This window comes from Cupriavidus gilardii (assembly GCF_017598945.1).
GTDB classification, from domain to species: domain Bacteria; phylum Pseudomonadota; class Gammaproteobacteria; order Burkholderiales; family Burkholderiaceae; genus Cupriavidus; species Cupriavidus gilardii_E.
Window position 1 is genome coordinate 106,245 of the sequence record NZ_JAGFTW010000005.1, and the last position, 12,669, is coordinate 118,913.

The window sequence follows — 12,669 nt, forward strand, 5'->3', positions numbered from 1 at the left end:
CAAGGCCGGTCAGAAGAAGGCCTGGATGCCGGTCTGCGCGCGGCCGAGGATCAGCGCGTGGATGTCGTGCGTGCCCTCGTAGGTGTTGACCACCTCGAGGTTGACCACATGGCGGATCACGCCGAACTCGTCCGAGATGCCGTTGCCGCCCAGCATGTCGCGCGCCACGCGAGCGATGTCGAGCGACTTGCCGCAGGAGTTGCGCTTCATGATCGAGGTGATCTCGACCGCCGCGGTGCCCTCGTCCTTCATCCGGCCCAGGCGCAGGCAGCCCTGCAGGCCCAGCGTGATTTCGGTCTGCATGTCGGCCAGCTTCTTCTGCACCAGCTGGGTCGCGGCCAGCGGGCGGCCGAACTGCTTGCGGTCCAGCGTGTACTGACGCGCGGTATGCCAGCAGAATTCGGCGGCGCCCAGCGCGCCCCAGGCGATGCCATAGCGGGCCGAGTTCAGGCAGGTGAACGGGCCCTTCAGGCCGCTGACGCCCGGCATCAGGTTCTCTTCCGGCACGAACACCTGGTCCATGACGATTTCGCCGGTGATCGAGGTACGCAGGCCGACCTTGCCGTGGATCGCCGGCGCGCTCAGGCCCTTCCATCCCTTTTCGAGGATGAAGCCGCGGATGGCTTCCTTGCCGTCCTCGCCCATCAGCTTGGCCCACACCACGAACACGTCGGCGATCGGCGAGTTGGTGATCCACATCTTGGCACCGCTCAGTTCGTAGCCGCCGTCGACCTTCTTCGCGCGCGTGACCATCGAGCCCGGGTCGGAGCCGTGGTTCGGCTCGGTCAGGCCGAAGCAGCCGATCCATTCGCCGGTGGCCAGCTTGGGCAGGTATTTCTGCTTCTGCGCCTCGCTGCCGAATTCGTAGATCGGCACCATCACCAGCGACGACTGCACGCTCATCATCGAGCGATAGCCCGAATCGACGCGCTCGACTTCGCGCGCGATCAGGCCGTAGCTGACGTAGTTCAGCCCCGGGCCGCCGTACTGCTCGGGAATGGTCGGGCCGAGCAGGCCGAGTTCGCCCATCTCGCGAAAGATCGTGGCGTCGGTCTTTTCATGCCGGAACGACTCCAGCACGCGCGGCATCAGCTTGTCCTGGCAATAGGCCGCGGCGGCGTCGCGCACCATGCGCTCGTCGGCGGTCAGTTGCTGGTCGAGCAGCAGGGGATCGGCCCAGTGGAATTCGGCGTTGGCGGCCATCGAGGTCTCCTTCGGTAGAACGGTGAACGCGGGTCAGCGTGATTGGACTTGGAATCGGGTCGGCGAAGCATCGGCAAGGTCGACCGCCGCAGCTGCTGGCGGGCCGCTTGCGAAGTTCCGCATTGCGGAACCATGTTCCGATGCGTTAGTATAGCGCAAAGCGTCCGGCCGGCAACAGGGCCGGCCGCGTTCCGTCTTCCTTATCCGTCTTTCCTTGAACCGCCATTCGAACCAGGAGCCTGCCGTGGCCAACTCCGACGTGCTTTCTTCCGCGGGCCTGTCCGCCGCCGCCGGCCCCGCTGCCGACGAGGCCAGGCCCGAACGCGCGGTGCGCGAGAGCGATCCGAATTTCGTCACCGCGCTGGCGCGGGGCCTCGAGCTGCTGCGCTGCTTCCGCACCGGCGAGTCGATGCTCGGCAATCAGGATTTCGTGCGGCGCACCGGCCTGCCGAAGGCGACCATCAGCCGCCTCGCCGGCACGCTGGTGCAACTGGGCTATCTGCGCTACGACGACAGCCTGGGCAAGTACGCCTTGGATGCCGGCGTGCTGGCGCTGGGCTTCGCCTATCTGTCGGCCTCCGACGTGGTGGCGCTGGCGCGGCCGCACATGCTGGCATTCGCGCAGACGCATGGCGTGTCGGTGTCGCTCGGCAAGCGCGAGCGGCTGGAGGTCATCTATCTGGAATCGATCCGTAACGACGCCGGCTCGATGCTGGGGCTCGGCGTGGGATCGCGGTTGTCGCTGGTGTCCAGTTCGATGGGGCGCGCCTATCTGGCGGCGCTGCCCGGGCCGAAGCGCGAGCGGCTGCTGGTCGAATTCGCGCAAGCCTATCCCGAGCAATGGAAGGCGCAGGAGGCGCCGATGCGGGCGGCGGTGGCCGAGGCGGAGCAGCGCGGCTATGCGGCGTCGTTCCGCGATTGGCACCCGGCCATTCACGCCGTCGCGGTGGCGTTCCGCCCGATCGGCGAGAAGGACATCCACATGCTCAGTTGCAGCGCGTCATATGGCAGCGTCGACGAGGCGGCCTTCCACGACACGCTGGCGCCAGCGCTGCGCGCGCTGGCGGCGCGGCTGGCGGAAGGAGCGGCAGGGGCCGCGCGCTGAGCACGGCGGCCCCGCCGTTTCAGGCGGACCTCACAGGTCGGTGCGCAGCTTCCACAGTTCGGGGAACAGCACGATGTCCAGCATCTTGCGCAGATAGCTGACGCCCTCGGTGCCGCCGGTGCCGCGCTTGAAGCCGATCACGCGTTCGACCGTGGTGACATGGCGGAAGCGCCATTGGCGGAAGGCGTCCTCCAGATCGACGAACTTCTCGCCGAGCTCGTACAGCTCCCAGTTCGCCTCGGGCTGCCGATAGACCTCGAGCCAGGCCGCCTCGACGGACGCGTTGTAGCCGGCAGGCTCCGTCCAATTGCGCTCCAGGCATGCCGCGTCGATGGCGAAGCCGCGCCGCGCCATCAGCCGGATCGCTTCGTCGTATAGCGACGGCGTGCGCAGCGCCTCCTCGACCAGCGCATGGTGCTCGGGACGATGCGCATGCGGGCGCAGCATCGCGGCGTTCTTGTTGCCGAGGATGAATTCGATCTCGCGGTACTGGAACGACTGAAAGCCCGACGACATCCCGAGATAGGGCCGCATCGCCGAATACTCCGGCGGCGTCATCGTCGCCAGCACGTTCCACGCCTGCACCAGCTGATCCATGATGCGCGAGACCCGCGTCAGCATCTTGAACGCCGGCGGCAGATCGTCGCGCCGCACCGCGTCGCGCGCGGCGCGCAGCTCATGCAGCATCAGCTTCATCCACAGCTCGGTGGTCTGATGCTGGACGATGAACAGCATCTCGTTGTGGTCGGGCGACAGCGGATGCTGGGCGTTGAGGATCTGGTCGAGCGCCAGATAGTCGCCGTAGCTCATCTGCTGGCGCATGTCGAGCTGGGCGCCGTGCCAATCGCCCTCGCGGGAAGCCTCGTCGTGGCGGGCCGCCGCGCCGGACATCGGGCAGCCGCCGTGCCCGGCCCTGGTGTTATCGGATTGCATGGTCATCTCGTTCGCTCGCCGCTCAGGTCACCGCCGTGCGCGTCTGGAAGCGCGCCGCTTCGTAGGCGCCGCTGTCCAGCACGTCGCGCAGCACTTCCACCGCATCCCAGACGTCCGCAAAACCAGTGTAGAGCGGCGTGAAGCCGAAGCGGATGATCTGCGGTTCGCGATAGTCGCCGATCACGCCGCGCTCGATCAGCGCCTGCATCACCGCATAGCCCTGCGGATGGGCGAAGCTGACCTGGCTGCCGCGGCGCGCGTGTTCACGCGGCGTGACCAGCGTCAGCGGATGATGGCCGCAGCGGCTTTCCACCAGCGCGATGAACAGGTCGGTCAGCTGCAGCGATTTGGCGCGCAGCGCCTGCATGTCGGTGCGGCCGAAGATTTCCAGTCCGCATTCGACCATCGCCAGCGAAGTCATCGGCTGCGTGCCGCACAGGAAGCGCGAGACGCCGCTGCGTGGGCGATAGTCGGGCTCCATCGCGAACGGCGCGGCGTGGCCCCACCAGCCCGACAGCGGCTGCCAGAAGGCGTCGCGCAGCGCCGGCGCGACCCACAGGAAGGCCGGCGAACCGGGACCGCCGTTCAGATACTTGTAGGTGCAGCCGACCGCGTAGTCCGCGCCGGACTCGCGCAGCGCCACCGGCACCGCGCCCGCCGAATGCGCCAGATCCCAGACCGTCAGCGCGCCGCGCGCATGCGCGAGCTCGGTCAGCGCCGCCATGTCGAGCATTTCGCCGGTCTTGTAGTTGACGTGGGTCAGCATCAGCACGGCGGTATCGTCGCGCACCGCGGCGTCGATCTCGTCGGGGCTGTCGACCAGGCGCAGCGAATAGCCCTGCTGCAGCAGATCGGCCAGGCCCTGGGCGATATACAGATCGGTCGGGAAGTTGCTGCGCTCGGAGACGATCACCTTGCGTGCCGGAGCACGCAGGCCCTGCACGCGCAGCGCGGCGGCCAGCACCTTGAACAGATTGACCGAGGTGGTGTCGGTGACGACGACCTCGTCCGGGCCGGCACCGACCAGCGGGGCGAGCAGATTGCCCAGGCGCTGCGGCAGCTCGAACCAGCCGGCGCTGTTCCAGCTGCGGATCAGGCCTTCGCCCCATTCCTGCTCGACCACCTGGGCGGCGCGCGCGGCGGCCGCATGCGGACGGGCGCCCAGCGAATTGCCGTCCAGATAGATCACGCCCTCGGGCAGCGCGAAGGCGTCGCGCAGCGGGCGCAACGGGTCTTGCCGGTCCAGCGACAGGCATTGCTCGCGGGTAGTTGCGGTCATGGGTTCCTTGATGAGGTTTGTCCGATCGCCGCCGGGGCGGCGACCGTGATCGATGCGGGAAGTTCGGGGCGGTGGGCGCTCAGCCCAGGCTGCGCAGCACCGCACGCACCGGACTGGCGTCCAGCTGCGCAAAGCGCAGCGGCAGCGCGATCAGTTCGTAGTCGCCCGGCGCCACCGCGTCGAGCACCAGCCCTTCGAGAATCGCCATCCGGTGCCGGCGCACCATGCGGTGCGCGTCCATGGTCTTGGACTGCTGCGGGTCCAGCGACGGTGTGTCGATGCCGATCAGCCGCACGCCGTGTTCGGCCAGCAGCGCGATGGTTTCCGGCGCCACCGCGCAGAAATCCGGGTCCCATGCGGCGAGCGGCGCGCTGCGGTAGGTGCGCAGCAGCACGCGCGGCGGCACGCCATCGAGTGCGCCCGCCACCTGTTCGGGCCGGACCAGCGGCGCGGCGCCGATGCAATGGATCACGCGGCACGGGCCCAGATACGGGTCCAGATCCACCTCGCCGATCGGCGCGCCATCGGCCGCGTAATGCAGCGGCGCATCCGCATGCGCGCCGGTGTGCGGCGACAGCGTGATGCGGCCGACGTTGACCGGGCAGTGCTCGTCCATCTGCCAGGCGCTCTGCTGCTGGAACGGCGTGTCGCCCGGCCACACCGGCGTCGCCGGCGACAGCGGCGGGCTGATGTCCCACAGCGTGCGCGCCGTGGGCGGAGAAGCGGAAAAGGCGTCGGACATGGGGCGCTTGTCGTGATGTGTTCGCGCTTTGCCGCGGTTCATGGGAATGGCCGCAGCGGGCGGCGGTGGTGCCGATCCCGGCATGATAGTCAAGAATTCGGGAAAGAGGCTTGCTATTTCGACGGCTGTTCATGCCGAAATTCGCATAGAATTCGATAAATAAACGCCACCACGAAAGAATCTTCGACATGACCCTCGATCCCATCGATCTGCGCATCCTGACCTGCCTGCAGCAGAACGGCCGCATCAGCAATCAGGACCTGGCCGAGCGCGTGGCGCTGTCGCCGTCGGCCTGCCTGCGCCGCGTGCGGCTGCTGGAGGAAAGCGGCGTGATCGGCGGCTATCGCGCCTGGTTCGATGCCGAGCGGCTGGGGCTGGAGCTGGAAGCGATCGTGCAGGTGTCGATGCGGCCGGCGGTCGAGGGATGGCACGACACCTTCAACGCGGCGGTGCAATCGTGGCCCGAGGTGCTGTCGGCCTATGTGATCACCGGCGACAGCAATTACATCCTGCGCGTGCAGGCGCGCAACCTGAAGCACTACTCCGATTTCATCGTGAACCGGCTCTATCGCACGCCGGGGGTGATGGACATCCGCTCGAACATCGTGCTGCAGCGGATCAAGAGCGAAGGCTCGCCTCTGGCGCTGGTTCAGCCGGACGGGCAGGGGTAGCCCGGGGAGCCCCGAAGCTTACCGCCGTGCGTGCAGTGCGATCAGCCGGCGCAGCGTTTCCTTCAGCTGGTCGCCCTGGCTGGCGCCGAACGCGGCCAGTACCTGGGCCTCGTGTTGGGCCGCCTGGACCAGCAGCGGCCGGGCCCGTTCGCGTCCGCGCTCGGTGATCGACACCAGCGCCTGGCGCCGATCCGGCGCGCCGTCGCGGCGGCGCTCGACCAGGCCGTCGGCGGTCATGCGATCGAGCAGCTTGGTCAGCGTCGGCTGCTTGGTCAGCGTGATATCGGCCAGCGTGCCGACCGTGCAGTCGTCGCGGTCCGCCAGCGTCGCCAGCACGCGCCATTCGGGCACGCTCAGGCCCGCCGCCTCGACCTTGCGGTGGAATTCCCCCGACACCAGATGGCTGGCGCGCGCCAGCAGATAGGGCAGATATCCGTCGACGAAGGGCATGGTCGTGTGCGGCCGGGACGGCGGTCGAAGGGGAAGGCGCGGCGCGTTCAGTCGCGCAGCGGGCAGGTGGTGGAGAACGCCCCGCCCTGGAACACCAGCGGCAGGCCGCCGCTGGTGTGGATGCCGCAACGTTCCACCTCGCCGACGAAGATCACGTGATCGCCCTCGTCGTAGCGGCTGCGGTTGTGGCATTCGAACCAGGCCAGCGCATTGGCAAGGATGGGCAGGCCGGTGGCCGACAGCCGGTAATCGACGCCGGCGAAGCGGTCGCCCTTGAGCGTGGCGAAGCGCTGGCACAGGTCCAGCTGGGTCGCGGCCAGCACGTTGATGATGTAGTGCGAGCCGCCGCGGAACATCGGCAGGCTGTTGGCGCGGCTGGCCATGCTCCACAGCACCAGCGGCGGATCGAGCGAGACCGAATTGAACGAGCTGGCCGTGATGCCGACGAAAGGCGGATCGGCCGGGGATTCGCGCATCGCGCGCGTGGTGATGACCGTCACGCCGGTGGCGAACTGCGACAGCGCACGGCGGAAATGCAGGGCGTCGAAGTCCGGCGCGGCGGCTTGGCCGTGGGGCATCAGGTTCCCGTCAGGCGGGTTGGCGTCGGGAAATCCCATAGGTCGGGTACCGCTGATTTCCATGAAATTTCATATATTATTTGCCGCAGAACGCAGAATCACAAGCTGGAAACACAAGCGAGGAACGCAGGCGGGATCGCAAACGGCAAGGCGGCGCTTTGCTGCGGCACCGTGCAACGCACCGCGCGGCGGGGCCGGATCCCCAATCAGCAGTAGCAGAGGAGGAGTGTCATGCTCGTCGAGCAGATCGAACACCGCTGGCTGGCGGCCTTTCGCCGAACGCTGGAGCTGTGCGCGCTTTCCGCGGGTGAAGTTGTCGGCATTGTAGCGGAGTCGCAATCCCGACAAGTCATCGTGGACTTGGCCGAGCTGGCGGTGCAGGCGCTGGGCGCGACCCCGATCCGGGTGCGGGTGCCGAGCCCCGCGCTGCAGGCGCCGGCGCCGGTGCGCTCGACCGGCGCCAGCGATGCGCTGCAGCAGCTCGAGCCGGTGATCGCCGCGCTGTCGCGCTGCCACCTGGTGCTGGACTGCACCGTCGAAGGGCTGCTGCACGCGCCCGAACTGCCGCGAATCCTGCGCGGCGCCGACGGCGTCGTGCCGCGGCTGCTGATGATCAGCAACGAACATCCCGAAATCCTCGAACGCTGCGTGCCCGATCCCGCGCTGGAGACCGGCGTGCGCGCGGCGATGCGGCGGCTGCGCGGTGCCGCCGAGATGCGCGTGAGCTCCGGCGCCGGCACCGATCTGCGCATCGGACTGGCCGGCGCGCGCGTCGGCGGGGTCTGGGGCTATTGCAACAAGCCGGGCCAGGTCGCGCACTGGCCGGGCGGGCTGTGCCTGGCATTCCCGGCCACCGGCCAGGTCAACGGCACGCTGGTGCTGGCGCCGGGCGACGTCAACCTGACCTTCAAGACCTATCTGCGCGACACGGTGGTCTGCCATGTCGAGAACGACTACATCGTCGACATCGACGGTCACGGCGTCGATGCCGACATGATGCGCGGCTACTACGCGGCCTGGGCCGACAAGGAAGGCACGCGCGATGCCTACGCGGTCTCGCATGTCGGCTGGGGCATGAACCCGCAGGCGCGCTGGGACGCGTTGACCTTCTACGACCGGCGCGATTGCAACGGCACCGAGCTGCGCGCGTTTGCCGGCAATTTCCTCTATTCGACGGGCGCCAACGAAGTGGCCGGCCGCCATACGCTGGGCCATTTCGATCTGCCGCTGCGCGGCTGCACGGTGACGCTGGACGGCGTGGCCGAGGTCGAGCAGGGCCGGCTGGCCGATATGCCGCGCTGACGCGCCGACACCCCGACACGCCGATACCCCGATACGCCGCAAGGAGCTTCGATGTCCGAGCTTGATTCCGACCGCCACGCCGACCATGTAGTCCGCCACCCCAACGGCATCGCCACCGTGGCACGCGGCGATGGCCCCGTTGCCGTGGTGATGCTGCACGGCATCGGCGGCGGCAAGGCCGCCTGGCCCGCGCAATTCGACGCGCTGACCGAGGCCGGCTACCGTGCGGTCGCCTGGGACATGCCCGGCTACGGCGACAGCGCGACGATCGACCCGTACGACTTCGCCGGCCTGGCCGCCGCGCTGGCACCGGTGCTGCGAGCCGAGCGCGACGCCGGCCGCCGCGTGGTGCTGCTCGGCCACAGCATGGGCGGCATGGTCGCGCAGCAGGCCTGTGCGGCGATGCCCGCGGCGATCGACGGCATGGTGCTGTCGGGCACCTCGCCGGCCTTCGGCAAGGCCGACGGCGACTGGCAGCGCGACTTCATCGCGGCGCGCACGGCGCCGCTGGATGCGGGCCGCACCATGGCCGAGATGGCCGCCGGCCTCGTGCGCGGCATGGTGGCCCCGGATGCGCCGGCCGACGCGGTGGCCTTCGCCACGCGCGTGATGGCCAGCGTGCCGCCCGACACCTATCGCGCCGCGCTGCATGCGCTGGTGCGGTTCGACCAGCGCGCGGCGCTGGCAGGCATCGCGGTGCCGGTGCTGGCGCTGGCCGGCGAGCACGACGCCAATGCGGCGCCGGCGGTGATGGAACGGATGGCGGCGCGCATTCCGGGCGCCGAGTACCGCTGCCTGCCGGGCGTCGGCCATCTGGCCTGCATGGAGCAGCCGGCGCTGTTCAACGCGGCCGTGCTCGATTTCCTGCGGCGGCATTTCCCCGCGCGCTGACGCAACTTCGAAGCGCGGCAACGCGGCCACGCCGGACCCATAACAAGCTGACCACGAGAGACACCATCATGCCCCTGGACTTCGTTCCCGCCGTCGGCGAGGCCGACTTCACCGACGATCAGGTCCGTCTGCTGACGCTGGCCAACCGGCTCGGCCGCGAACGCTTCGCCCCGCGCGCGGCGCAATGGGACCGCGAGGCGAGCTTCCCGTTCGCCAACTACGACGATCTGCGCGAGGCCGGGCTGCTGGCGCTGTGCGTGCCGAAGGCCTTTGGCGGCGAGGGCGCGGACTTCGCGACCTACTGCATGATCGGCGCGGAGATCGGCCGCTTCTGCGGCGCCACCGCGCTCACCTACAACATGCATATCTGCTCGACGATGTGGACCGGCATGCTGGCCGACGGCATCGCGATGACGGACGCGCAGCGCGCCGAACACGCGGCCCGTCGCGAATTGCATTTCGCCCGTGTGGTCAAGGACGGCGCGGTCTACGCGCAGCCGTTCTCCGAAGGCTCGGCCGCCGCGGCCGGCAAGGCGCCGTTCGGCACCACCGCGCGCAAGGTCGAGGGCGGCTGGCTGCTCAACGGCCGCAAGATCTTCGCGTCGCTGTCGGGCGCGGCGGATTACTACGGCATCCTCTGCACCGAGGACCGCGGCGACCATCATCCCGACATGCGCGACACGCTGTATATCGCGGTGCCGGGCAAGGCCGAGGGATTGACCGTGACCGGCGACTGGGACCCGATGGGCATGCGCGGCACGGTCTCGCGCACGCTGCTGCTCAAGGACGTGTTCGTGCCGGACGACGAGCAGCTGATGCCGCGCGGCGTCTACTACAAGGCCGCGCAGACCTGGCCAGCGATGTTCTTCACGCTGTCGCCCACCTATCTGGGCGTGGCGCAGGCCGCCTACGACTTCACGGTGCAATACCTGCGCGGCGAGGTGCCCGGCCAGCCGCCGGTCAAGCGCCGCATGTATCCGACCAAGCAGATCGCGGTGGCGCAGATGCGCATCCAGCTCGAGTCGATGCGCTCGCTGTTCTGGCGCGTCATCCACGAGGCGCGGCCCAATCCGTCGAAGGACCAGCGCATGCGGCTCTATGCCGCGCACTACGCGGTGATGGAAGGCGCCAACGATATCGCACGGCTGGCGATCCGCACCTGCGGCGGCCAGTCGATGCTCAAGGACCTGCCGCTCGAGCGGCTCTATCGCGATTCGCGCTGCGGCGCGCTGATGCTGCCGTGGACCGCCGAGCTGATCCTCGACCGCATGGGCCGCGAGACGCTGTACGAACCGGGCGAGCGCGACGAATGAGCGGCGCCTGCGGAGGGCGGCCGCACCTCGATGCGGCCAGCGTCGGCGCGCTGCTGCGCCCGCTGCATGCGCTGGCCGACGGTCAGCCGCATCGGCCGGCGCTGCATTTTCAGGGGCGCACGATCGGCTATGCGAAGCTGTGGAGCCGAATCGAACGCGTCGCCGCCCATCTGCTCGCCGATTGGGGCATCGCCCGCGGCGATCGCGTCGCCACGCTGTGCCTGAACCACGATCTGCAGTTGGCGCTGCTGTTCGCCTGCGCGCGGCTCGGCGCGATCTTCGTGCCGCTGAATTATCGGCTGGCGGTGCCCGAGCTCGCCGCAATCGCGGCGCATGCCGGCGTGCGCGCGATCTTTCATGACGACGCGCACGCCGAGGCCGCCGCTGCGGTGGCGAACGCCAGCAGGGACGCAGGCGAAGGTGCGAACGAGGGCGGCACGGTGCGCCACGCCCATATCGACCGCCTGATCGACAGCCCGGCGCCGCCCGAGCCGACCGAGTCGCCGATCGGCCCGATGCCCGACGACACGCCGCTGCTGCTGGTCTACACCTCGGGCACCACCGGCCAGCCCAAGGGCGCGCTGCATACGCAGGCCGCGCTGCTGGCCAATGCGCGCGCCAGCTGGTGGGCGCACGACATGCGCGACACCGACCATGTCCTGTCGACGCTGCCGATGTTCCATGTGGGCGGACTGTGCATCCAGACCGTGCCGGCGCTGCTGCTCGGCGCGCAGGTAACGCTGCACGAGCGCTTCACGCCGGACGGTTGGCTTGACGCGCTCGCCCAGGCGCGGCCGACGCTGTCGCTGATGGTGCCGGCCACGCTGCGCGCGGTGCTCGAACATCCGGCATGGGCCGACGCCGACCTGAGCGTGCTGCGCGGCGTGATGGCCGGCTCGTCGACGATCCCGCGCGCCTATATCGATGCCTTCCACGCGCGCGGCGTGCCGCTGGGGCAGGTCTACGGCGCCACCGAGACCGGGCCGGTTTCGATCGTGCTGCGTCTGCACGAGGCGATGGCGCGGCCGGGCTATGCGGGCTGGCCGCAGCCCGAGGCGCAGGTGCGGCTGCTTGGCCGCGACGGCGAGGAGGTCGCAGAGGGCGAGGTCGGCGAGATCTGCATCCGCGCCAGCAATCTGATGCAGGGCTACTGGCGCGAGCCCGCCCATCCCGGCTTCGTCGACGGCTGGTTCCGTTCCGGCGATCTGGCGCATCGCGACGCCGACGGCTGCATCGAGGTGGTCGGCCGCAGCAAGGACATGATCATCTCGGGCGGCGAGAACATCTATCCGGCCGAGATCGAGAACGCGCTGGTCGCGCTGCCCGGCGTGGCCGAATGCGCGGTGGTGGGCTTGCCCGATCCGCGCTGGGGCGAGGTGCCGGTCGCTGTCATCGTGCCGGCGGCCGGCGCGGATCGCGCGGCACTGGCGACCGAACCGCTGCGCGAGGCGCTGTCGGCCCGCATCGCCCGCTTCAAGCTGCCGCGCGAGGTGGTGCTGCTCGATGCGCTGCCCAGGAGCGCGCTCGGCAAGGTCCTGAAGCCGCAGCTGCGCGCGACGCTGGAGGCGCGGCGCGGCGGCACGATGTAAGCGCGGCGGGTATCATCGTTCGATCGCGCCCTCGCGGCGCATCCTCAATGGGTAAGCATCCATGGAAGATCGAACCGAAATCGCCACGCTCGGTGGCGGCTGCTTCTGGTGCCTGGAGGCGGTCTATCAGCAGGTCGAAGGCGTGACCGCGGTGGAGTCCGGCTATACCGGCGGCCATGTCGACGATCCCAGCTATGAGCAGGTCTGCAGCGGCGACACCGGCCATGCCGAAGTCGTGCGGGTGAGCTTCGATCCGGCGGTGATCTCCTATCGCGAGATCCTGGAGATCTTCTTCGCGATCCACGATCCGACCACGCTTAATCGTCAGGGCAACGACGTCGGAACGCAGTACCGCTCGGTGATCTACACCCATTCGGACGCGCAGCGCGACACCGCGCAGCAGGTGATGGCCGACATCGCCGCGCGCCAGCTCTACGACGGCTCGCTGGTCACCCAGGTCGAACCGGCGCAGCGCTACTGGCGCGCCGAGGCCTATCACCAGAACTACTTCCGCAATCATCCGGAGCAGGGCTATTGCGCCTTCGTGATCTCGCCGAAGGTGGCCAAGTTCCGCAAGAGCTTCGCCCATCGGCTGCGCGCACAGTAAGCGCGC

The 12,669-nt window shown here is 69.0% G+C and carries 13 protein-coding genes; 7 read left to right on the top strand and 6 right to left on the bottom strand.

What is annotated here, in order from left to right; all coding sequences use genetic code 11:
• Nucleotides 1-9: 9 nt before the first annotated feature.
• On the bottom strand, nucleotides 10-1,203 hold the full coding sequence (locus J5T34_RS02815) for an acyl-CoA dehydrogenase (RefSeq protein ID WP_006578460.1): 1,194 nt from the start codon (nucleotides 1,201-1,203) through the stop codon (nucleotides 10-12).
• A 277-nt stretch (nucleotides 1,204-1,480) separates the two neighbouring features.
• On the opposite strand from J5T34_RS02815, the gene J5T34_RS02820 reads away from it, so the two are divergent.
• A complete protein-coding gene (locus J5T34_RS02820; RefSeq protein ID WP_208578545.1) occupies nucleotides 1,481-2,308 on the top strand; it encodes an IclR family transcriptional regulator in 828 nt (275 codons plus the stop codon).
• A gap of 30 nt (nucleotides 2,309-2,338) precedes the next feature.
• Here J5T34_RS02820 and kynA read toward each other — a convergent pair whose 3' ends face one another.
• The 3 genes from kynA to kynB form a co-directional block, all read right to left on the bottom strand.
• Nucleotides 2,339-3,199, bottom strand: a complete 861-nt coding sequence (gene kynA, locus J5T34_RS02825; RefSeq protein ID WP_208578546.1) for a tryptophan 2,3-dioxygenase — start codon at nucleotides 3,197-3,199, stop codon at nucleotides 2,339-2,341.
• 64 nt (nucleotides 3,200-3,263) lie between these two features.
• Complete coding sequence (kynU, locus tag J5T34_RS02830; protein WP_208578458.1) at nucleotides 3,264-4,520, bottom strand: kynureninase; 1,257 nt, start codon at nucleotides 4,518-4,520, stop codon at nucleotides 3,264-3,266.
• 79 nt (nucleotides 4,521-4,599) lie between these two features.
• Nucleotides 4,600-5,262 carry an arylformamidase gene (gene kynB, locus J5T34_RS02835; RefSeq protein ID WP_208578459.1) on the bottom strand — a complete coding sequence of 221 codons (663 nt, stop codon included), beginning with the start codon at nucleotides 5,260-5,262 and terminating at the stop codon, nucleotides 4,600-4,602.
• 188 nt (nucleotides 5,263-5,450) lie between these two features.
• Here kynB and J5T34_RS02840 point away from each other — a divergent pair, with 188 nt between their 5' ends.
• Nucleotides 5,451-5,933: an Lrp/AsnC family transcriptional regulator gene (locus tag J5T34_RS02840; protein ID WP_208578461.1), complete on the top strand. Its 483-nt coding sequence runs from the start codon at nucleotides 5,451-5,453 to the stop codon at nucleotides 5,931-5,933.
• Nucleotides 5,934-5,951: 18 nt separating this feature from the next.
• On the opposite strand, the gene J5T34_RS02845 is transcribed toward J5T34_RS02840, so the two are convergent.
• Together J5T34_RS02845 and J5T34_RS02850 are read right to left on the bottom strand one after the other, a co-directional pair.
• Nucleotides 5,952-6,383: a MarR family winged helix-turn-helix transcriptional regulator gene (locus J5T34_RS02845; protein WP_208578462.1), complete on the bottom strand. Its 432-nt coding sequence runs from the start codon at nucleotides 6,381-6,383 to the stop codon at nucleotides 5,952-5,954.
• A gap of 47 nt (nucleotides 6,384-6,430) precedes the next feature.
• Nucleotides 6,431-7,000 carry a flavin reductase family protein gene (locus J5T34_RS02850; protein WP_174108769.1) on the bottom strand — a complete coding sequence of 190 codons (570 nt, stop codon included), beginning with the start codon at nucleotides 6,998-7,000 and terminating at the stop codon, nucleotides 6,431-6,433.
• Nucleotides 7,001-7,192: 192 nt separating this feature from the next.
• Between J5T34_RS02850 and J5T34_RS02855 the strand changes: the two genes are divergently transcribed.
• The 5 genes from J5T34_RS02855 to msrA all read left to right on the top strand — a co-directional run bounded on the left by J5T34_RS02855 (nucleotide 7,193) and on the right by msrA (nucleotide 12,663).
• Nucleotides 7,193-8,263 carry a peptidase M29 gene (locus tag J5T34_RS02855; RefSeq protein ID WP_208578463.1) on the top strand — a complete coding sequence of 357 codons (1,071 nt, stop codon included), beginning with the start codon at nucleotides 7,193-7,195 and terminating at the stop codon, nucleotides 8,261-8,263.
• A 51-nt stretch (nucleotides 8,264-8,314) separates the two neighbouring features.
• Nucleotides 8,315-9,154, top strand: a complete 840-nt coding sequence (locus tag J5T34_RS02860) for an alpha/beta fold hydrolase (RefSeq protein ID WP_208578464.1) — start codon at nucleotides 8,315-8,317, stop codon at nucleotides 9,152-9,154.
• Nucleotides 9,155-9,222: 68 nt separating this feature from the next.
• Nucleotides 9,223-10,467 (top strand): acyl-CoA dehydrogenase family protein, encoded by a 1,245-nt coding sequence (locus J5T34_RS02865; protein WP_208578465.1) that lies wholly within the window; start codon nucleotides 9,223-9,225, stop codon nucleotides 10,465-10,467.
• On the top strand, nucleotides 10,464-12,056 hold the full coding sequence (locus J5T34_RS02870; protein WP_208578466.1) for a class I adenylate-forming enzyme family protein: 1,593 nt from the start codon (nucleotides 10,464-10,466) through the stop codon (nucleotides 12,054-12,056). The genes J5T34_RS02865 and J5T34_RS02870 overlap by 4 nt, the downstream gene beginning before the upstream one ends.
• 61 nt (nucleotides 12,057-12,117) lie before the next feature.
• Entirely contained in the window at nucleotides 12,118-12,663 is a 546-nt protein-coding gene (gene msrA / locus J5T34_RS02875; protein WP_208578467.1) for a peptide-methionine (S)-S-oxide reductase MsrA, read from the top strand.
• Nucleotides 12,664-12,669: the final 6 nt, after the last annotated feature.

Bases quoted from the DNA above. Each gene is read 5' to 3' on its own strand.
- J5T34_RS02815 (WP_006578460.1), bottom strand. From the start codon at position 1,203: ATGGCCGCCAACGCCGAATTCCACTGGGCCGATCCCCTGCTGCTCGAC.
- kynA (WP_208578546.1), bottom strand. From the start codon at position 3,199: ATGTCCGGCGCGGCGGCCCGCCACGACGAGGCTTCCCGCGAGGGCGAT.
- kynU (WP_208578458.1), bottom strand. From the start codon at position 4,520: ATGACCGCAACTACCCGCGAGCAATGCCTGTCGCTGGACCGGCAAGAC.
- kynB (WP_208578459.1), bottom strand. From the start codon at position 5,262: ATGTCCGACGCCTTTTCCGCTTCTCCGCCCACGGCGCGCACGCTGTGG.
- J5T34_RS02840 (WP_208578461.1), top strand. From the start codon at position 5,451: ATGACCCTCGATCCCATCGATCTGCGCATCCTGACCTGCCTGCAGCAG.
- J5T34_RS02845 (WP_208578462.1), bottom strand. From the start codon at position 6,383: ATGCCCTTCGTCGACGGATATCTGCCCTATCTGCTGGCGCGCGCCAGC.
- J5T34_RS02850 (WP_174108769.1), bottom strand. From the start codon at position 7,000: ATGGGATTTCCCGACGCCAACCCGCCTGACGGGAACCTGATGCCCCAC.
- J5T34_RS02855 (WP_208578463.1), top strand. From the start codon at position 7,193: ATGCTCGTCGAGCAGATCGAACACCGCTGGCTGGCGGCCTTTCGCCGA.
- J5T34_RS02860 (WP_208578464.1), top strand. From the start codon at position 8,315: ATGTCCGAGCTTGATTCCGACCGCCACGCCGACCATGTAGTCCGCCAC.
- J5T34_RS02865 (WP_208578465.1), top strand. From the start codon at position 9,223: ATGCCCCTGGACTTCGTTCCCGCCGTCGGCGAGGCCGACTTCACCGAC.
- J5T34_RS02870 (WP_208578466.1), top strand. From the start codon at position 10,464: ATGAGCGGCGCCTGCGGAGGGCGGCCGCACCTCGATGCGGCCAGCGTC.
- msrA (WP_208578467.1), top strand. From the start codon at position 12,118: ATGGAAGATCGAACCGAAATCGCCACGCTCGGTGGCGGCTGCTTCTGG.